This window comes from Nonomuraea sp. NPDC059194 (assembly GCF_042754765.1).
GTDB lineage: Bacteria > Actinomycetota > Actinomycetes > Streptosporangiales > Streptosporangiaceae > Nonomuraea.
In genome coordinates, this window is sequence record NZ_JBHZBH010000015.1 from 112,741 (window position 1) to 132,050 (window position 19,310).

At 71.5% G+C, this 19,310-nt stretch carries 13 protein-coding genes; 7 read left to right on the forward strand and 6 right to left on the reverse strand.

Translation table 11 applies throughout. The features are described 5' to 3' along the window. Positions 1–21: 21 nt before the first annotated feature. Complete coding sequence (locus ACFXJ8_RS20045) at positions 22–7,008, forward strand: beta-ketoacyl synthase N-terminal-like domain-containing protein (protein ID WP_379645410.1); 6,987 nt, start codon at positions 22–24, stop codon at positions 7,006–7,008. Continuing rightward, positions 7,005–8,330, forward strand: coding sequence for a crotonyl-CoA carboxylase/reductase (ccrA, locus tag ACFXJ8_RS20050; protein WP_379645411.1), 1,326 nt, complete (start codon positions 7,005–7,007; stop codon positions 8,328–8,330). Before ACFXJ8_RS20045 ends, ccrA begins: the two co-directional genes overlap by 4 nt. On the opposite strand, the gene ACFXJ8_RS20055 is transcribed toward ccrA, so the two are convergent. Further along, positions 8,296–9,489: a helix-turn-helix domain-containing protein gene (locus ACFXJ8_RS20055; RefSeq protein ID WP_379645412.1), complete on the reverse strand. Its 1,194-nt coding sequence runs from the start codon at positions 9,487–9,489 to the stop codon at positions 8,296–8,298. The two genes, ccrA and ACFXJ8_RS20055, sit on opposite strands and share 35 nt — an antisense overlap. Before the next feature lie 55 nt (positions 9,490–9,544). Next, positions 9,545–9,742 carry an EF-hand domain-containing protein gene (locus ACFXJ8_RS20060; protein ID WP_379645413.1) on the reverse strand — a complete coding sequence of 66 codons (198 nt, stop codon included), beginning with the start codon at positions 9,740–9,742 and terminating at the stop codon, positions 9,545–9,547. A gap of 54 nt (positions 9,743–9,796) precedes the next feature. Here ACFXJ8_RS20060 and ACFXJ8_RS20065 point away from each other — a divergent pair, with 54 nt between their 5' ends. The 4 genes from ACFXJ8_RS20065 (at position 9,797) to ACFXJ8_RS20080 (ending at position 12,934) form a co-directional block, all read left to right on the forward strand. Next, positions 9,797–10,558, forward strand: coding sequence for a tyrosine-protein phosphatase (locus tag ACFXJ8_RS20065; protein ID WP_379645414.1), 762 nt, complete (start codon positions 9,797–9,799; stop codon positions 10,556–10,558). A gap of 167 nt (positions 10,559–10,725) precedes the next feature. Further along, entirely contained in the window at positions 10,726–11,355 is a 630-nt protein-coding gene (locus ACFXJ8_RS20070; RefSeq protein ID WP_379645415.1) for a response regulator, read from the forward strand. Positions 11,356–11,427: 72 nt separating this feature from the next. Then, positions 11,428–11,802: an ATP-binding protein gene (locus ACFXJ8_RS20075; RefSeq protein ID WP_379645416.1), complete on the forward strand. Its 375-nt coding sequence runs from the start codon at positions 11,428–11,430 to the stop codon at positions 11,800–11,802. Positions 11,803–11,848: 46 nt separating this feature from the next. Beyond that, positions 11,849–12,934, forward strand: a complete 1,086-nt coding sequence (locus tag ACFXJ8_RS20080) for a PAS domain S-box protein (protein WP_379645417.1) — start codon at positions 11,849–11,851, stop codon at positions 12,932–12,934. 41 nt (positions 12,935–12,975) lie between these two features. Here ACFXJ8_RS20080 and secD read toward each other — a convergent pair whose 3' ends face one another. After that, positions 12,976–15,186 carry a protein translocase subunit SecD gene (secD, locus tag ACFXJ8_RS20085; RefSeq protein WP_379645418.1) on the reverse strand — a complete coding sequence of 737 codons (2,211 nt, stop codon included), beginning with the start codon at positions 15,184–15,186 and terminating at the stop codon, positions 12,976–12,978. 28 nt (positions 15,187–15,214) lie between these two features. Then, positions 15,215–15,571 carry a hypothetical protein gene (locus ACFXJ8_RS20090; protein WP_379645419.1) on the reverse strand — a complete coding sequence of 119 codons (357 nt, stop codon included), beginning with the start codon at positions 15,569–15,571 and terminating at the stop codon, positions 15,215–15,217. Positions 15,572–15,607: 36 nt separating this feature from the next. Here ACFXJ8_RS20090 and ACFXJ8_RS20095 point away from each other — a divergent pair, with 36 nt between their 5' ends. Then, on the forward strand, positions 15,608–17,269 hold the full coding sequence (locus ACFXJ8_RS20095; RefSeq protein ID WP_379645420.1) for an alpha-amylase family protein: 1,662 nt from the start codon (positions 15,608–15,610) through the stop codon (positions 17,267–17,269). A gap of 32 nt (positions 17,270–17,301) precedes the next feature. Here ACFXJ8_RS20095 and ACFXJ8_RS20100 read toward each other — a convergent pair whose 3' ends face one another. Both ACFXJ8_RS20100 and ACFXJ8_RS20105 read right to left on the reverse strand, forming a co-directional pair. Beyond that, entirely contained in the window at positions 17,302–18,039 is a 738-nt protein-coding gene (locus tag ACFXJ8_RS20100; protein ID WP_379645421.1) for a cytochrome d ubiquinol oxidase subunit II, read from the reverse strand. A 9-nt stretch (positions 18,040–18,048) separates the two neighbouring features. Next, entirely contained in the window at positions 18,049–19,299 is a 1,251-nt protein-coding gene (locus ACFXJ8_RS20105; RefSeq protein WP_379645422.1) for a cytochrome ubiquinol oxidase subunit I, read from the reverse strand. Positions 19,300–19,310: the final 11 nt, after the last annotated feature.

Consider the following 19,310-nt stretch of genomic DNA (forward strand, 5'->3'; position numbering starts at 1 on the left):
CCCGGCAGCATGGGAGCGCCCATGGACGTACTCGGTGAAGGCGAGATCCGACGCTTCCTCACGGAGCGGATCTCCGCCCGGTGTGGCACGGTGGAGGTGGATCCCGACCGGCCGCTGCAGGAGTTCGGGCTGTCGTCCAGAGACGCCATGGGGATCGCGGGAGAGCTGGCCGAACTGGTCGGACGCGAGCTGCCGCCCACCCTGGTCTGGGAGCACCCGACGATCAACCGCCTCGCCACCGCCCTGTCCCCACCCGCCCCACACCCCCACTCCGCCCCAGATCTTCACTCCGACCCACGTCTTCACTCCGGCCCAGGCCCTCACTCCGGCCCTGCAGGCCCTCACTTCGGCCCGGCGGAAGGACCCTCCTCCGCGCCGGTCGTCGGGGCGGAGGGAAGCCGCACCGCGCGGGTCGCCGGGATAGCGGAGCGCCCTTCTGAGCCCATCGGGGGGCGCTCTTTCGAGCCGATCGCTGTGGTCGGGGTCGGGTGCCGGCTGCCGGGCGCCGAAGGGCCCGAGGCGTTCTGGGACCTCCTCGTCCAGGGCCGCGACGCCGTACGGACGGTGCCCGAAGGCAGGTGGGAACGGTTCGGCGACGGTACGGCCCGCACCGCCGAAGCCCTCGACCGCACCACCAGGCACGGCGGCTTCCTCGACGACATCGAGGGCTTCGACGCGGAGTTCTTCGGCATCCCGCCGGGCGAGGCCGCCACGATGGACCCCCAGCAGCGCCTGCTCCTCGAAACCGCATGGGACGCGCTCGAACACGGCGGCATCGCCCCGCGTTCGTTACGCGGCAGCCGTACCGCAGCATTCGTCGGCATCTCCGGCAATGAGTACGCCCACCTCACCACCGCCGACCCAGCCTCCGTGGACGCCTGGACGGCCACCGGCGCCGCCTTCAGCATCGCCGCGAACCGGCTGTCCTACCTGCTCGACCTGCGCGGACCCTCGATGGCCGTCGACACCGCGTGCTCGTCCTCCCTCGTCGCCATCCACCTGGCGGTGAACAGCCTCCGCGCGGGCGAGAGCGACCTTGCCCTCGCGGCCGGCGTGAACCTGCTGCTCTCACCCGTCGTCACCATGGCCTTCGACCAGGCGGGCGGCACCGCACCCGACGGCAGATGCAAGGCGTTCGACGCGTCGGCCGACGGCATGGTGCGGGCGGAGGGCTGCGGCGTCGTCGTGCTCAAACGCCTCTCCGACGCACTCCGTGACAACGACAGGGTTCTCGCGGTGGTCGTCGCGTCCGCCGTCAACCAGGACGGGCGCTCGAACGGACTCGTCGCCCCCAACCCCGACGCCCAGCAGGACCTGCTCCGCACCGTCTACTCCGGACTCGACAGAGGGCCCGACTACATCGAGGCCCACGGCACCGGCACCTTCCTCGGCGACCCCATCGAGGCCGGAGCCATCGCCGCCGCCCTCCCCGGACCTGTCCTGGTCGGCTCGGTGAAGACCAACCTCGGCCACTTGGAGGCGGCGGCCGGGGTGACGGGCTTCATCAAAACGGTGCTGTCACTCCACCACGGCCTCATCCCGCCCAGCCTGCACTTCCACACCCCCAACCCCCACATCCCCTGGCACGCACTCACCCTGGTCACCGAACCGACCCCCTGGCCCCGTCCTGACGCCCGCGCCGGGGTGTCGTCGTTCGGCTTCGGCGGCACCAACGCCCACCTGGCTCTGGACGCCTTCGCGCCCCCTCGCCGAACGACCAGCACACCCGCCACGCGACTCCCCGCCCCAAGCGACGACATGCTGGGTCACGGTTGGCCTTCGGCGGGGGTCCTCGTCACGAGCGCGGTCTCGCCGGATCATGGCGCATCTCCTGCCGGGCCTGTCTTTGTAGGGGACGTCGCGTCGGATCGCGGGGTGTCCTCTCCCGGGCCGCTCGCGCCGAGCGACGTCATGCCGGATCACGGCAGGTCCGCTTCCCATCTCCTCGTGCTGAGCGATGTCTCGGCCGATCGCGTGCGGGCTCAAGCCACCGACCTCGCCGCCTGGCTCACCGGCGGCGAGGAACCCGGAGGCGCGGCGGAGCACGGCGACCGAGGGAGCGGACCTCAGGGTGGCGGCTGGCTGGGGGATGTCGCGTACACGCTGGCGAGGCGGGCGGGCAGGGGCAGGGTGGGAGCGGCCGTCGTGGGGAGGAGCGCCGGTGAGCTGGCCCATGCGCTCCGGAACGTCGAACCCGTGCCCACCGGCGGCAAGGGCCCGGTGTGGGTCTTCAGCGGGTACGGCGCGCAGTGGCCGGGTATGGGCCGTGACCTCTACGCCGCCGAGCCCGTCTTCAGGGACGCCATCGACGAGGTGGCCCCACTCGTGCGGGTGGAGTGCGACGTCGAGTTGCGCGACTGGGCGGCGCAGGGGGTCGCTCACCTGCAACCCGTGATCTTCGCGGTGCAGATTGCTCTCAGTAGGCTGTGGACTGCATACGGTATCCGGCCTACTGCTGTCATTGGACACTCCATGGGCGAGGTCGCGGCCGCCGTCGTCGCGGGTGGGCTCGGGCTGCACGACGGGGTTCGGGTGATCTGCAGGAGGGCGCGGCTGCTGGGCTCGCTCGGCGGTGGCGGGTCGATGGCCGTGCTGGAGGTCGCCGCCGAGGAGGTCCCGTCCGACCTCCATATCGCGGTCTACTCCTCGCCGACGCAGACCGTGGTCACGGGGGACGAGGAGGGCGTGGCCCGATTCGCGGCGGAGGTCGAGGCCAGCGGGCGGTACGCGAAGGTGTTGACGGCGGAGGGCGCGGGGCATTCGCCGCAGGTCAAGCCCCTGCAACCCCGGTTGAGGGCGGAGCTGGAGGCGATCGTGCCTGGCAGGCCCGCGGTGCCGTTCTATTCGACGGTGCTCGACGATCCGCGGGAGACGCCGACGTTCGTGCCCGCCTACTGGGCGGCGGGGATCAGGCGTCCCGTGCGGCTCATGCAGGCGGTGCGGGCGGCGGCGGACGATGGATACACCGTATTCACCGAGATCGGGCCGCATCCCGTGCTGGCCGCCGCGCTTCGGGACAGCCTTCCCCGGGGCGTGCTGGTGACCCACTCCCTCACCAAACCGCGCCCCTCCGACCCGGCAGGCCGTAACGACGCGGTCATCGAGGGCTCGTCAGGGGCGCCTTTCGGGGGTGTCGGTGGTCGCCACGAGGGTGGGCCGGGGGTGGGCGAGAGGTGTGGCGAGGGCTCGTCCGGTGCACACGCGGTCGTCGACCGTGGGCGGACGGTCGCTGAACCGCTGTCCGGTGGGCGGGGGGCGGTGGTGCGGGGGTTCGAGGAGCAGGTGGCCAGGGTGGCGGTGGCCGTACCGCCGCGGCTGGACGGCGCGGTGGTGGACGTGCCGCGGGCGCGGTGGCGACGGGAGCGCCACTGGGTGGCGGAGCGGGCGCGGCCGGAGGGTGGGCACCCGTTGCTCGGCGTGCATGTGGAGACGCCTGCCGGGCACAGCTGGTCGACTGTGCTCGACGATCTGTCCGAGGCACCATGGCACCTGGAGTACGCGACGTGGCACAGGCAGGGGCATGCCGTGCTGCCCGTGGAGGCCGTCGCGCGGCTGGCGCTGGCGGCGCTGGGCGACGGGGCGGCACCCGGCAAGGCAGCAGCGCCGTGCGGGGCGGCCGGGCGGACCGGGGCAGTGCGCGGTGGGGCGGCGGGGTCGAGCACGGCGGGGCTTGCAGGGGTGGCGGTGGGAGGCGTGGTTCCGGGCGGGGTCGCGGGGCCGAGCGGGGCGGGGCTGGGTGCGATGGCGGTGGTCGAGGATGTTGCGTTGTATGGGCTGTTGCCGTTGCCGGCGCGGGTCAGCGTCACGCGGGTGGGTGGGCGCGTGGAGGTGCATGCGAAGGATGCGGCCGGCGTGTGGAAGCTGTACGGCTCGGCGGGTGGAGGGTCCTCGGTAAACGCGCTGGAAAGAATCGGGCGATTCCGTGTAGATGGGACAGCGGAGGGAATCGAGACGCCAGAGATCCAGGAGACGAGCATCCCGGTACGGCTGGCGGACAAGCTCGTCGAACGGATCTGGACACCGGCCCCGCTGGCGGACGACCAGGCGGCGGCCCGCGAATGGCTCATCCTGGCCGATGAGGGGGATCCGCGGGCCGACCGCCTGGCCTCGTTCCTGCCTGCGGGGCCAGACGGCGAACCGCTGGTGCTCGTTCCGGACAACCCGGACCCGTCGACCGTCCTGCTGCTTCTGGCGCGGTTGGTGCGGGACGGCAGGCGGCTGACGATCGTCACCGAACGGGCGCAGGCCGTCGTCGACGGAGAGCGCGGCGAACCGGCGGCCGCGTCGTTGCGTGGCGTGGTCAGGGTGTTGGCCCTGGAACATCCTGAGCTCAGGGCGTCCCTGATCGATGTCGATGATCTTTCGGTGCTGGCGCGGGAGCTGGCCCACGACGCCGCCGACGATGAGGTGGCGTGGCGTGACGGTGTCCGGTACGCCGCCCGCCTCCGCCGCGCCGAGCTCCCCGAACCTCCCGCCCAGACGCCCCCTGTGGTGCGGGAAGGGGGCGGCTATCTGATCACCGGTGGGTACGGCTCGCTCGGTCTCCTGGTCGCCCGCTGGCTGATCGAGCGGGGAGCCGGGCGGGTAGTCCTCAACGGCCGTTCTGGGCCGTCGACGGAGGTCGCCGAGCTCCTTTCCGGACGGGTGGTGCGGTCAGCGACTTCGGCTGATGTTGCCGGACGGGCAGTGATCAACGGTGCGGGGAGGTCGACCGAGGTCGCCGAGCTCTCCGGGCGGGTGGTGCGGTCAGGGACTTCGGCTGATGTTGCCGAGCTCCTTTCCGGGCGGGTCCTGCGGTCGCGGACTTCGGCCGACGTAGCCGGACGGGCGCTGATCAACGGGGCGGGGAAGTCGACCGAGGTTGCCGGGGTCGTTGAGGTGGTCACGGGGGATCTCGCCGAGGAGGGTACGGCGGAGCGGCTGGTGGCCGCGGTGACCGAGGGTGGGGTACGGCTGTGCGGGGTCGTTCACGCGGCGGGCGTGCTGGACGATCGTCTGGTCGCCGACCTGACGCAACCATCGGTCGAACGGGTGTGGGCGGCCAAGGCGACCGGCGGGCGGCGGCTGCACGAGGCGACGCGGGACCTCGACCTCGACTGGTGGGTGGCGTTCTCGTCGGCCGCGTCCCTGCTGGGTTCGCCAGGGCAGGCCGCCTACGCGATGGCGAACGCCTACCTCGACGCGTTGTGCGATCTCCGGAGGTCGGAGGGGCTAGCGGCGGTGTCGATCAGCTGGGGCACGTGGGCCGGGGCGAACCCGTTGCCCGCCGTCACGCCGCTCACGCCTGAGGAGGGGATCGAGGCGCTGGAGGCGCTCCTGCAGCGGAAGCTGTCGGCGGGGGTGGTCAGGCTCGATCCGGCGGCGGCGGTGGCGGCGTTTCCCGGGGTGGGGCGCATGCCGTACTTCTCCATGGTGGTGGAGGGGGCGGGGGAGCGGCGGACGGATCTGGGGGACCTGCCGCCCGAAGAGGCGCTGCGGGTGATCGGCGCGCGGGTGCGGGAGCGGGTGGCGGGGGTGCTCGGACTCGACGCGGCGTGGCCGGGCGAGGGCCCGACGACTTCGCGCGAGGGCCCGACAGCCTTGGGCGAGGGTCGGCGGTGGCCGGGCGGGGGTCGGGGGCGGCCGGGTGACGGTCCGGGATGGCGGGGTGAGGGGAGCGTGTGGTCGGGGTGGCTGGGCGAGGGCGCGGTGCTGACGGAGCTGGGGCTGGACTCGCTGGCGGCGACGCGGTTGCGGGGGGTGTTCGAGCATGACTTCGGGGTGGCGCTGCCTGCCGGGTTGCTGCTCAGGGGCGGCACTCTAGGCGACGTTGTGCGGGCGCTGGCGGCGGAACTGGGCATCGAGGGGATCCGGCCGGTGGACGCGGGGCCTGTGGGGGGCCGGGCCGTGAAGCAGGGGGTCCGGTCGGCGGGGGTGGGGGGCAGGATGGGCGGCTCGGGGGAGGTGGGGCCGCGGGATGCGGCCGAACGGCTGGTCGTCAGGGTGGCGTCGGAGGTGGTGGGGCGGGAGCTCGGCGTGACCGAGGCGGTCCCGGCCGGGGTTCTGCCCGCTCTGGAACGTGAGGTCGGCTGCCGGGTGGACGGCGCGACCCTGGCCGAGGTGGCCGACGGGGTGCGGGCGCTGGACGAGCGGGAGGCCGAGCGGGGGATCGTCAGACCGCTGACGCCCGGACCCGACCCCGCCAGGCCGTCGCTGTTCCACAAAGCGCCCGACCCCGGCAGGGTGTCGCTGCCCCACAATGCGCCCCGCCATGCCCGGCCGTTGTTTCTCGTGCATCCCGCGGGCGGGACGACCGGCGTCTACCTCAGGCTGGCCTCCCTGCTGGCGGCCCCGGTGTTCGGGCTGGAGCGGGTCGACGGCGGACGCGACATCCCCGAACGCGCCGCCGCCTACGTGGAGGCCATCACCGCCACCTGCCCCGCCCCCTACCGCCTCGGCGGCTGGTCGTTCGGCGGGATCATGTCCTTCGAGATCGCCAGGCAGCTCGGCGACGCCGTCGAGCTGGTCGCAATGATCGACTCGGGCCTTCCCGACCGGCTCGACCCAGCGAAGCGAACCCAGGCGCACGCCCGCAGGTACGCCGACTTCGCCGCCTACCTCCGCGACACCTACGGCGCCGCCGTCGCCCTCACCTACGACGACCTGAAGGACCTCGACGAGCGCCGCCAACTGGAACTCACCGAGGCGCGGATCGAGGAGTCGGGCGTCCTGGCGAACCTGAGCCCCGCCATCCTGCACCACCAGCGCACCTCCCACGAGGACACGCTGGCGATCGAGCGCTACCGCTGCGAGCCGTACGAGGGAAGGGTCGTCCTCTACCGCTCCACCGAGCCGACGCCGTGGGCCGTGGAGGACGTCCGCTACGCGCACACGGGCGATCCCGCCAGGGGTTTCGCGCCGTACGCGAAGAATCTGGAGATCGTCCCCATCCACGGGTCCCACCATCTGAACCTGCTCGACCCCCCACATGTAGAGATCGTCGCCGCACACCTGAGAGGTCTCCTATGACACTGGCACAGGCAGTGATCGAGGGCGCGGATCCCGAAGAGCTCGAGCGCGCGCCGGTCCCCCCGACCTACACCGCCGCCTACATCCGCAAGGACGAGGTCGGCATGTTCGGCAGGACGCCGCACGGGGTGAACGGGGTGGACAAGGACGTGCGCAGGTCGCTGCACGTCGGCGAGGTGCCGATGCCGGAGCTGGCCCCTGACGAGGTGCTCGTCGCGGTGATGGCCAGCGCGATCAACTTCAACACCGTCTGGTCGGCGATGTTCGAGCCGATCCCGACGTTCGCCTTCCTCGAACGCTTCGGCAGGACCGATCCGCGCCACGACCTCGACACGCACGTGCTCGGCTCCGACGCCTCCGGTGTGATCGTCAGGAAGGGCCCGGCGGTACGGCACTGGCGGATCGGCGACCGGGTGGTGACGAGCCCCGCGTACGTGGACAGCGAGGACCCGATCACCCACCACGACTCCATGCTGGGCGGCGACCTGCGGGCGTGGGGGTTCGAGACGAACTTCGGTGGCCTGGCGGAGTTCGCGGTGGTGAAGGCGACCCAGCTGCTGCCCAAGCCGCGCCACCTGAGCTGGGAGGAGGCCGCGTGCAACATGCTGTGCGCGTCCACCGCCTACCGCATGCTGGTCGGCGAGCACGGCTCGCGGATGAAGCAGGGCGACGTGGTGCTGGTGTGGGGCGCGACCGGCGGCCTCGGCGCGTACGGCGTGCAGCTGGTCAAGAACGGCGGCGGCATCCCCGTCGGCGTGGTCAGCTCGCGGGACAAGGCGGAGCTGCTGCGCAGGATGGGCTGCGAGCACATCCTGGACCGCACGCAGTTCGAGCACCTGGACGACGAGAAGGCTTGGCGCAGGCTGGGGGCGGAGGTGCGCAGGCTGGTCGGCGAGGACCCGGCGATCGTGTTCGAGCACACCGGCAAGGAGACGTTCGGCGCGTCGGTCTACGTCGCCAGGAAGGGCGGCTCGGTGGTGACGTGCGGCTCGTCCAGCGGGTTCGAGCACGCCTACGACAACAGGCACCTGTGGATGAAGCTCAAGCGGATCATCGGCTCGCACGGCGCGAACTACCTGGAATGCGCCGAGATCAACCGGCTGATCTCGCTCGGCATGATCCATCCGACGCTGTCGCGGGTCTACCCGCTGTTAAAGGCGGCCGACGCCGCGCGTGCCGTACAGGTGAACGAGCACGTCGGCAAGGTGGGCGTGCTCTGCCTGGCGCCGGGCGAGGACCTGGGCGTCGAGGACCACGCGCTGCGCGAGCGCGTCGGCGAGCAGAATCTCAGGCTGTTCCGCTCCTGGCCTGCCTCGCCCTGAGGACGATCTCCAGCTCGAAGCGGATGTCGGGGTCGCCGAGCTGCTCGCCGTACAGCTCCTCCAACTGGCGCAGCCGGTAGCGGACGGTCTGCGGGTGGACGTGCAGCCTGGCGGCCACCTCTCCGGCGCCCCTGCCGTACCGCAGCCAGGCCAGCAGGGTCTCGGCCAGCCGGTCCTGCTGCGACTTGCGCAGATGCGCCAGCGGCGCGAGCCTGGTCTGCGCCAGCGCGCCGACCAGGTCCTCGTCCTTGAAGACGATCAGTGTCGCCATGTGGTCGGCGCAGCGCAGCGGCCCAGGCACGCCGGGCAGCACCCCTCTGCGGGCCAGGTCGAGAGCCTCGGCCGCCCACCGCAGCGAGACGGCGGCCCGCTCCAGTGGTACGGCGGGGCCGACCGCGGCCCGCCACCCGCGCAGGCTCTTGTCGAGCATCTGGGGTCGGCCCGGCCCGTTGGGGTCGGGGACGAGCAGGCACGGTTGCGGCCGTTCGAGACCGGTGAGGACGTCGGGCGGGAGGGAGGGGGTGCCGTTCTGGTCGTCGAGCGCGACGCCCGCCACGGTACGCGGCAGCCGCCAGCCCGCCGCCTTGGCCAGGTCGGCGATCGCCTCCACACCGGCGGACGGCTGGGACAGCAGCAGGTCGAGCAGGCGGTGGCGGCGGCGTTCCATCTCGCCCGCGGCGTGCGCCCTGGCCTCGTCGAAGCCCTCGGCGGCGGCGTCGGCGAGCTGGTCGAGGTAGACGAAGATCGCCTCGCCGAGGTCGTAGAGCGACTGGGGAGACAGGCCGAGCGGCTCGGCCAGCTCCGTCAGCCGCCGCCAGCCGACCCTGGCGCCCAGGCGCATCGCGGTCTGGAGCGGTTCGAGGTTGCGGCCCTCGGCGGCCTCGCCTCTGCCGATCATGCGGAACGGTTCGGGGTCCCACGGGGCGTCGGGATTCTCGATGCGGTCGAGGAAGCGGCCGATGGCCTCCTCGACCGCCATCCGCACGACCTTGATGTAGGTCTCGTCCGACGGCCTCGCGTACTCGGGGATGCGGGCCTGGATCTCCTCGATCACCTCGTCGGAGAGCCTGCCGATGCCGGGCCGTAACGCGTGGACAATGCCGGGGGGAGCGGACTCCCAGAGCCGGCGCCCGTCGCCGCAGTCACCCTTCATCCCCATAACCCCTCCCGTCGCCACTTGCTACTTAACTTGGAGTGGTTCCCGGGAGCAATATCTATTGGATGAAGGTCCCGAACTCCTCCAGCGAGATGAGGCCGTCGCCGTCGCGGTCCAGCCTGGCGACCCCGGCCCGCGCGGCGTCGAGCGTGATGGGCTGGCCGAGCACCTCCATCAGCCGGACCAGTTCCTCGGCGGAGATCAGGCCGTCGTTGTTGCCGTCGACGAGGTCGAATGTGATCGCGTAGTCGCTCATGGGCGAGAGGTTAGCTGTCCTGAAGCGACCGCCACAGAGCTATCGTCGGGTTTCATGGATTTCATCGCGTCCGCGCCCAATCTTCGGGATATCGGCGGCCACATCACCGCCGACGGAAGGAAGGTCCGCACCGGGCTCGCCTTCCGCTCCGGCGCGCTCGACCAGCTCACCCCCGCCGATCAGGAGGCGCTGGCCGCGCGTGGGGTGCGCCTGGTGTGTGATCTACGCACAGAGAGCGAGCGCGCCGCCCAGCCCGACCGGATCCCTGACGGTGTCGACTATCTCGTGCTCGACGTGCAGCGGCAGGGCGGCCACGGCGCCGACATCGCCGCCCTGTTCGAGGACCCGTCGCTGGTGGCCTCGTTGACCTCGCCTGAGATGTCCGAGGGCTTCCTCGTCGAGGTCTACCGCGCCCTGGTGACCACGCCCGACGCGCACGCCGCCTTCGCCGACCTGATGCGCGCGCTGGCCAGTCCGGGCACCCTCATGCACTGCACGGCGGGCAAGGACCGTACCGGATGGGGCGTCGCGCTCCTGCTCACCGTCCTGGGGGTCGACCGGCGGACGGTCATGGCCGACTACCTGCTCAGCAACGAGCACCTGGCGGAGGCGGCAAGCAAGATCTACGGGATGCTCGAAGGCACGGGGATCGCCGTCGAGGTCGTGCGGCCACTGCTGGAGGTGCGCGAGCCGTACCTGAACACCGCCTTCGACACCATCGCCGCTGTTCACGGTGATGTGGACGGCTACATTCGTGAAGCCCTCGGCCTCACGGATCGCGACGTGGCCGCTCTCAAGGACCTGTACCTGGACTGACCCGCCCGTCGGGGCGCACGATCTCGTAGGGGACGGGCGGGCGAGGACCAGCAGGTGGAGCCGGCCGAGGGTTTGGCGCCCCGCTACCCGGTCATGAGCCTGGCGATGGAGGAGAGCACAGCGCCCTGGCGGCCGGGCTGGCGCGGGGTTGAAGGAGAATGATCCCCATGTCGATCCGGGTGCTGCTGGTGGAGGACCACGACATGGTCGCCGAGGCGCTCGGCATGGCCCTCGACCTGGCCTCCGGCATCCAGGTGGTGGGCAGGGCGGTCTCGCTGGCGGAGGCGGCGGCCGAGACGGGACGATGCCGGCCCGACGTGGTGCTGCTCGACCGGCGCCTGCCCGACGGCGACGGGGTCGACGCGATCGCCTCGCTCACCGCCGCGGCCCGCGGAGGGCGCGTGCTGATCCTCACGGCGGAGGCGAGCGCGTCGGTGGCCACCAGGGTGGCGGAGGCGGGCGGCGCGGGCCTGGTGACCAAGTCGTCGGGGCTGAAGGAGCTGGAGTCGGCGGTCCGCGAGGTGGCCGCGGGCGGCGTGGTGTTCGCCCCCGACCTGCTGGCCGAGGTGCTCGACCGGCTGACAGGACGGGCGGGGCAGCCCGGCGAGCTGACCGCGAGGGAACGCGAGACGCTCACGCTGCTGGGCGAAGGGGCGAGCACCGTCGAGATCAGCCGGCAGCTCGGCGTGGCCCGCAACACCGCCCGCAACCACGTGCAGCGGGTGCTGGAGAAGCTGGGCGCGCGCTCCAAGCTGGAGGCCGTGGTCATCGCCCGCAGGGACGGCCTGCTCGACTGATGCGTTTGCACTAGACGCGACTGGCGTAGTTGCGTCTCGTGAGCGCGGCCCACCCTGTGGACAGTGGGGTGCATGGCGCACCAGATCGAGGAGCGGCTGAAAGAGGAGCTGCCGAGCATCACGGTCGCGCGTGAGCTCGCCGAAGGGTTCCTGACCGAGGCGGGCTACCGGGGCGCGCACGAGGACGTGCTGATCGTCGTCTCCGAGCTGGTGACCAACGCGCTGCTGCACGGCGACGGCCCGCCGCTGCTGCGCCTTTCGGGCGGCGCGTCGAGGATCCGCGTCGAGGTGGGCGACTCGGCCGCCGAACTGCTGCCCGAGCCGCGCGAGCCGGGGCCGCGCGACGGCTGGGGACTGCAGGTGGTCGAGCGGGTGTGCGCCCGCTGGGGCACCTCGCCGCGCGACGACGGCAAGGTGGTGTGGTGCGAGCTCGTGGCGGCGGGTTGACCGCCTGCCGTACCGCGAGCAAGGCCGGGCGTGCGAAGCTGCGGTAATGGCCCGTGAGATGAGCGAACGCGGCGTCGCCCATGAGGCGCTGCGAGAGAGCGAGGAACTCTTCCGGCTCCTGGTGCAGAGCGTCGTCGACTACGCGATCTTCATGCTCGACCCGACGGGCCGGATCGCCAGCTGGAACGCCGGCGCCCAGCGGATCAAGGGGTACGCCGCCGAGGAGATCATCGGCAGCCATTTCTCGATCTTCTATCCGCCCGAGGACGTCGCCGCGGGCAAGCCCCAGCGGGAGCTGGAGACCGCGATCGTGGACGGGCGGCTGGAGGACGAGGGGTGGCGGGTCCGCAAGGACGGCACCCGCTTCTGGGCGAACGTCGTCATCACCGCGCTGTTCGACAAGGAGGGGCGGCTGCGCGGGTTCGGCAAGGTCACCCGCGACATGACCGAACGCCGTACGGCCGAGCGCGCGCTCGACGAGCGCGGACGCCTGCTCTCGCACCTGGTCCGGGCCCAGGAGCTCGAACGGCGGCGCATCGCGTGGGACGTCCACGACGACACCATCCAGTCGATGGTCGCCGTCGGGATGCGGCTGCAACTGCTGGCCGGACGGCTGCCGCCCGAGCACGCCGACGCCGTCGCGCGGCTCGACGAGGCGGTCGGCGCGGCCATCGACCGCCTGCGCGGCCTCACCTTCCGCCTGCGCCCGCCAGGGCTGGACGGCGAGGGCCTGGTCGAGGCGCTCAACGGTTACGTCGAGCAGGCGGTGCCGGGAACCGGGCTCACCGTCGCCATCACCCACGACCTCGTCCGTGAGCCGCCGCCCGAAGCCGGGATCACGATCTTCCGCATCGTGCAGGAGGCGCTGACGAACGTCCGCAAGCACGCGCGGGCCGAGAGCGTGAAGATGTCGCTGGTCTCCGTCGATCACGGCGTGCTCGTCAGGGTGGCCGACGACGGCGTCGGCCTGCCCGAGCCGGTGGAGGTATTGGCCGGCCGCGACCACTTCGGGCTGCTGGAGATGCGCGAACGCGCGGAGACCGCCGGGGGCTGGTGGAGCATCAGGGGCGCGCCGGGCCAGGGGGTGACGGTGGAGTTCTGGGTGCCTGCGCTGCCTTACGGGGAGCCCTGAGCAGACCCCGGCCCGCGAGGGCCGGGGTCTACCGGGTTCCGTCAGACCACCGCGCCCGAGCCTTCACGCGGTGCGCGGGTACGGCGGGCGGGCGGAGAGGGCGGCGGCTGCTTGCTGAACCGCTCGAACTCGATCGCCAGCGGCCCGGCCACCAGCGAGGACGACAGCGTCCCCACCACGATCCCGATCAGCAACGCGATCGCGAAGTCCCGCAGCGAGTCGCCGCCGAAGACCGCCAGCGCCGCCAGGATGAACAGCGCGCCCAGACCGGTGTTCACCGTTCGCGGCACGGTCTGCAGGATCGCGCCGTTGACCACCTCGGCGAACGGCGCCTTCCGCCGGGCCGTCCACAGCTCGCGCACCCGGTCGAAGACCACCACCTTGTCGTTGACCGAGTAGCCGACGATCGTCAGCATCGCGGCGAGGAACACCCCGTCGATCGGCTTGCCGAGCCACGCGAACGTCCCCACGACCGCCGCCGTGTCCACGAACAGCGCCAGCACCGCCGCGGCCCCGAACGTCCACCTGAACCGCACCGCCAGGTAGACCAGCTGCGCCGCCAGCGCCACACCGAGCGCGATGAGCGCGTTGCGCTTCAGCTCCTCGCCGAGCGACGGCCCGATGAGCTCGTCGCGCACCTTCGTGACCTGGCCGCCGAGCGCCCGCTGGATCCGGTCGACGTCGTCGGCGGTGATCTGCCCGGTCCGCACCGAGATTCCCGCGTCCGAGCTCTGCACGACGGCCGTCGGGAAGCCGGCGCCGGAGACAGCCGACCTGGCCGTGTCCACGCTCATCGGCGTGGCAGGGGTGAACTCGACGAGCCGTCCTCCGGTGAACTCGACGCCGAAGTTCAGCCCGCGCAAGACGATCCCGGCGAACGCGATCACGACCACGACTCCCGCGCCGATCAGCCAGCGCCGGGCGTGCCGCATGACGAAGGGGTTGCGGGCGGTCAGCCAGGTGCGCACCCTGCCGACCGAGCCGATGCCCGAGGCGCGCGGCGAAACCCTGCCGATGATCCACTGGGTGAGCGCCCGCGTGATGAGCATGGCCGAGATCAGGGAGGCGATCACGCCGATCGACAGCGTCACGCCGAACCCCTTCACCGGCCCCGAGGCCAGCCAGAACAGCAGGCCGGCGGCCAGGAGCGTGGTGATGTTGGAGTCGGCGATCGCGCTCCACGCCTTCTTGAACCCCAGGTCGAGGGCGCTTCTCAGGCCCGCCTTGCCGTACTCCTCCCTGGCCCGCTCGAAGACCAGCACGTTGGCGTCGACGGCCATGCCGATCGCCAGCACGAAGCCCGCCAGGCCGGGAAGGGTGAGCGTCGCGCCGAGGGCGACCAGCGCGGCGTAGGAGATGAGGCCGTAGCACACCAGCGCGATCGCGGCGAGCAGGCCGACCACCCGGTAGACCAGGATGATGAACGCGCCCGTCAGGATCACGCCGACGACGGCGGCCTTGGCGCTGGCCTCGATGGCCTCGGCGCCGAGCGTCGGGCCGACCGTCCGCTGCTCGACGATCTCCAGCGGCACCGGCAGCGAGCCGCCCTTGATCAGCACTGCGAGGTTCTGCGCCTCCTCGGGGGTGAAGGAGCCGGTGATCTCGGTGGATCCGCCGGGAATGCCGCCACGGCACGGCGTCCCCTCGGCCACCTGCGGCGAGGAGATGATCTTGTTGTCGAGCACGATGGCGACCCTGCGTTTGGGATCGCCGACGGGCTCGCAGGCGGCGGCGCCGGTCAGCTTCTGCCACGGCCCCGCCTCGCGGAAGTCGACCGTGACGAACCAGGCGGCGCCGCGCTGCGGATCGGTGCGGGCAGCCGCGTCGGTCACGCCGTCACCGCTGATCACAGCCGGGCCGATGCGGATCGGCTGACCGGACTCGTCGCGCATCTGGCCGTCGTCACCGAGGACGGCGTGGAAGGACAGCTGCGCGGTCTTGCCGATCACCTCGGCGGCTTTGCGCGGATCGAGCACGCCGGGCAGCTCGACGATGATGCGTTTCTCGCCCGAGCGGACGAGGGTCGGGTCGACCACGCCCAGCGCGTCCGCCCGGCGCTGGAGCACCTCAAGGGTTCGGTCGGTGGCCGCGGCGTCGGCCTTCACGGTGGGCGAGTCTTTGGTCTCGAAGACGAGTTGGGTGCCGCCGCGCAGGTCGAGGCCGAGACGCGGCGGCATGGTCAAGGCTAGGAACAACGAAGTCGCGATGACGGCAAGCGCCGCCACCGCGCGCCACAACGGCGCACGGGACATGGGTCCTCCACAAGGCTCTTTTAAGGGATCAGGTGAGCGGTGTGGAGGACGGAGGCGCGCGGGCGGGCGCACTCCTGTGGTGCTCGGTGCCGAACGCCTGGGGGGCGGCGGCGACGGCGGTGCGGCGGACGCGCCCGCCGTACGCGAGCCCTGCCGCGAGTACGGCCAGGCCGCCCGCGCCCACGGCGTGGACACCCTTGCCGGTGTGCGCCTGTGGCCTGGTGGGGTCGGGCAGGATCTGCTGGTGGTCGGCCGCCCTGACGGTCTGCGCCCTGAAGGTCTGAGCATGGACGGCGGCCGTGGCGGAGGCAGGCGGCGTCGTCCCGCCGGCCAGGAACAGTGTGGACAGCAGGAGCAGCAGCGCAGCGGGCAACCTGGTCCGCACGCGTTCACCATACGCCCGATCGGGTAGCGGAGCCGGATGCGGCTCACCTATACCAGCGATCTCTGGTGGAAGAACGCGGTGATCTACTGCCTCGACGTCGAGACGTACAAGGACGGCGACGGCGACGGCATCGGCGACTTCCGCGGGCTCACCCAGCAGATCGACTATCTGAACAGCCTCGGCGTCACGTGCCTGTGGCTCATGCCCTTCTTCCCCACGCCCAACAAGGACGACGGCTACGACATCACCGACTTCTACAGCGTCGACCCGCGCCTGGGCACGCTCGGCGACTTCGTGGAGTTCATGCGCACCGCGAAGGACAGGGGGATGCGGGTGATCGCCGACCTGGTCGTCAACCACACCTCCGACCAGCATCCCTGGTTCAAGGAGTCACGGTCGAGCAAGGAGTCGCCGTACCGCGACTGGTACGTCTGGAGCGACACGCCGGAGCCCGACGACCCGAGCGCGATCGTCTTCCCCGACAAGGAGGACTCGCTCTGGCAGCTCGACAAGCGTACTGGTCAGTACTACCTGCACAGCTTCTACCGTCATCAGCCGGACCTCAACGTCGCCAATCCCGAGGTGCGCGACGAGATCGCGCGCATCCTCGGCTTCTGGATGGAGCTGGGCCTGTCGGGGTTCAGGGTGGACGCGGTGCCGTTCCTCATCGAGAACGTGGGCGACAAGCTGCCCGACCCGCATGCCTTCCTGGCCGACCTGCGGGCCTTCATGTCCAGGCGCGAGGGCGGGGCGATCCTGCTCGGCGAGGTCAACCTGCCGTACAAGGACCTGCTCAGCTACTTCGGCGACGGCAACGGCGACCAGCTCACGATGTGCTTCGACTTCATCGGCATGCAGCGCACCTGGCTGGCGCTGGCCAGGAGCGAGGCCGAGCCGATCAACGAGGCGCTGGGCTCGCGCCCCAGGCCGCCCAAGGACTCCCAGTGGTCGAGCTTCCTGCGCAACCACGACGAGCTGACCCTCGACAAGCTCAGCGACGAGGAACGGCAGGAGGTCTTCGACGCCTTCGGCCCCGACAAGGACATGCAGATCTTCGGCAGGGGGCTGCGCCGCAGGCTGCCCCCGATGCTCGGCGGCGACCTGCGCCGCATCAAGATGGCCTACAGCCTGCTGTTCTCCATGCCCGGCACCCCGGTGATCTTCTACGGGGAGGAGATCGGCATGGGGGAGAACCTCAAGGCCGAGGGCCGGATGGCGGTCAGGACCCCGATGCAGTGGTCGCGGGGCGGCGGCTTCAGCGACGCCACCCCCGAGCGGGAGCACCCGGAGGGCACCTTCGGGCCCGACCGGGTCAACGTCGCCGACCAGAAGCGCGACCCCGACTCGCTGCTGCGCTGGTTCCAGCTGCTGATCGAGCGCTACCGGGAGTGCCCCGAGCTGGCGTGGGGCGACAACACGGTGCTGAAGACCGGCCATCCGGCGGTCTTCGCGCACCGCTGCGACGCCGACGGCGCGACCGTGGTGGCCGTCCACAACCTGGGCGACACCGCGACGGAGATCGAGCTGACGCTGGCGGATCTGGCCGACCGCGTGCTGGTCGACCTGCTCGCCGACGAGACGATGGAGGTCGCCGACGGCAGGGTGCGGCTGCCGATGTCGCCGCACGGCTGCCGCTGGCTGCGCGCGGTCCCCCGCGAAGACATGCCGCCGGAGGACGCCTCGATCACCGCCCGGTAGCGGGGTAGTCGTTCGGTCTCTCGGGTGACGGGTCACAAGTAGGACGGGCCCGTCACCCGGGCGCGGAAGGTCCACCAGACCCAGCCCTGCGCCGCCACCAGCAGCGGCATCAGGACCAGGATCACCGGCACCAGCAGTGCCAGCGTGGCGGAGTCCGCGGCCGAGGCCGCCAGTTCCAGGTCGGCCCCGGCCAGCAGCACGATCCCGGTCAGCGCCGCCGCCGTCAGCGCGTAGGTGCGCCCCTCGCCCGACCCTCCGGTCAGCCGTACGGCCCGCTCCCGCAGTTCGCCCGACAGCCGCACCCCCGCGAACGCCAGCCCGTGCGTCGCGAACAGCAGCGCCACCACGGCAGCCGCCACGATCGGCACCGGCAGGATCTGCGTGAAGATCACCCCCCACGCCAGCGCCAGAGCCCACGAGCCGGCCACGATCGCCCCGTCCCAGAACGCCTGCCACCACGCCCCCGGCACCCGGCCGCGCAGCCACAGCCCCATGTCGCGCACGATCCAGCCGACGAGCAGCGCCACCAGCGCCAGATAGTTGCCTGCCAGCAACTCCCCCTCCAGCGACGGGAACAGCCCGGCGAGCACTCCCGCCAGTGCCACCAGCCACACCTCGTTGCCCAGGAAGAAGGGCGCGATCGCGGCGATGACGGTCCGGCGCTCGGCGGCGTTCTTCCCGAGGTACGGCAGCAGCATGCCCACCCCGATGTCGGCTCCGGCGAGCACGAAGTACCCGATGGCGAAGAAGGCCAGGATGAAGATCTCCATGGTGGTTCCTCAGAAGGTCAGGGCGGGAGCGGGGGTCTCGATGGGGCGGCCGCCGAGGGCGACGGCGTCGGGCCCTCGCCTGGCGGTCCTGGCCAGCAGCCAGTAGTTGACGACGATCAGCACCCCGAACACCGCGCTGAAGGCGATGAGGGAGACGCGCATCTGGGTGTCGCTGACCGGGGACATCGCCTCGGCCGTGGTCAGCAGGCCGTACACGACCCACGGTTGGCGGCCCACCTCGCGGAAGACCCATCCGGCCAGCATGGTGACGAACGGGACCGGGATCATCGCGGTCAGCAGCCAGTGCCAGACCCGCAGCCCGCGCACGGCGGGCCGGAAGAACATCAGCACGAAACTGACCGCGGAGAAGAAGAACATGACCGCGAACAGCACCATCATCGCGGTGCCCGCGGTCCGCACCAGGTCGACGGGCGGCAGGTAGTCGCCGGGGCCGAAGCGCGCCACCATCTCGGCCTGCACCTTGGCCAGGTCGTCCGCGCCGCCCGACCAGGCGGCGGCCTTGCCCGGCTGCAGGGTGTCGAAGCCCATGCCGCCGAAGGTCGCGGTGACCAGCGTGGCGGGCAGGGCCAGGGCGATGCCGATCCTGAGCGACTTGCGGAAGAAGTCCTGCTCGTGGGTGCGCCTACGCAGGTGGTAGGCGCTCACTCCGGCCATGAAGAAGCCGCCGACGACCATCGCGCCGGCCAGGACGTGGCCGAAGGCGACCAGCGAGGCCGGGTTGGCCAGCAGCGCGCCGAAGTCGGTGAGCCGCAGGACGCCGTCGACGACCTCGTAGCCGACGGGGTTCTGCAGGAAGCCGTTGGCGACCAGGATCCAGAAGGCGCTGGCGTAGGCGGTCAGCGTCACGATCCAGATCAGTGTCAGGTGCGCCCACCTGTTGAGCCGGTCCCAACCGAAGATCCACATGCCGAGGAACGTGGACTCGACGAAGAAGGCGACGAGCGTCTCGATCGCCAGGGCGCCGCCGAACACGTTGCCCGCGAAGTGCGTCAGCCCGCTCCACGACATCCCGAACTGGAACTCCATCACCAGCCCCGTCACGATGCCCATGGCGTAGTTGATGATGTAGAGCTGGCCCCAGAACCGCACCATCCGCAGGTGCACGGGGCTGCGGGTCAGCGTCGCCCTCGTCTGCAGGACCGCCACCAGCGTGGCCAGGCCGAGGGTCAACGCGACGAACAGGAAGTGCGCCCCCGCGGTCAGCGCGAACTGCAGGCGGGCCAGGTCTACCGTCTCCATGCCATGACCAT

Excerpts from the sequence above, each read along its gene's own strand:
- ACFXJ8_RS20105 (WP_379645422.1), bottom strand. The coding sequence starts at position 19,299 with ATGGAGACGGTAGACCTGGCCCGCCTGCAGTTCGCGCTGACCGCGGGG.
- ACFXJ8_RS20100 (WP_379645421.1), bottom strand. The coding sequence starts at position 18,039 with ATGGAGATCTTCATCCTGGCCTTCTTCGCCATCGGGTACTTCGTGCTC.
- ACFXJ8_RS20095 (WP_379645420.1), top strand. The coding sequence starts at position 15,608 with ATGCGGCTCACCTATACCAGCGATCTCTGGTGGAAGAACGCGGTGATC.
- ACFXJ8_RS20080 (WP_379645417.1), top strand. The coding sequence starts at position 11,849 with ATGGCCCGTGAGATGAGCGAACGCGGCGTCGCCCATGAGGCGCTGCGA.
- ACFXJ8_RS20075 (WP_379645416.1), top strand. The coding sequence starts at position 11,428 with ATGGCGCACCAGATCGAGGAGCGGCTGAAAGAGGAGCTGCCGAGCATC.
- ccrA (WP_379645411.1), top strand. The coding sequence starts at position 7,005 with ATGACACTGGCACAGGCAGTGATCGAGGGCGCGGATCCCGAAGAGCTC.
- secD (WP_379645418.1), bottom strand. The coding sequence starts at position 15,186 with ATGTCCCGTGCGCCGTTGTGGCGCGCGGTGGCGGCGCTTGCCGTCATC.
- ACFXJ8_RS20070 (WP_379645415.1), top strand. The coding sequence starts at position 10,726 with ATGTCGATCCGGGTGCTGCTGGTGGAGGACCACGACATGGTCGCCGAG.
- ACFXJ8_RS20055 (WP_379645412.1), bottom strand. The coding sequence starts at position 9,489 with ATGGGGATGAAGGGTGACTGCGGCGACGGGCGCCGGCTCTGGGAGTCC.
- ACFXJ8_RS20065 (WP_379645414.1), top strand. The coding sequence starts at position 9,797 with ATGGATTTCATCGCGTCCGCGCCCAATCTTCGGGATATCGGCGGCCAC.
- ACFXJ8_RS20045 (WP_379645410.1), top strand. The coding sequence starts at position 22 with ATGGACGTACTCGGTGAAGGCGAGATCCGACGCTTCCTCACGGAGCGG.
- ACFXJ8_RS20060 (WP_379645413.1), bottom strand. The coding sequence starts at position 9,742 with ATGAGCGACTACGCGATCACATTCGACCTCGTCGACGGCAACAACGAC.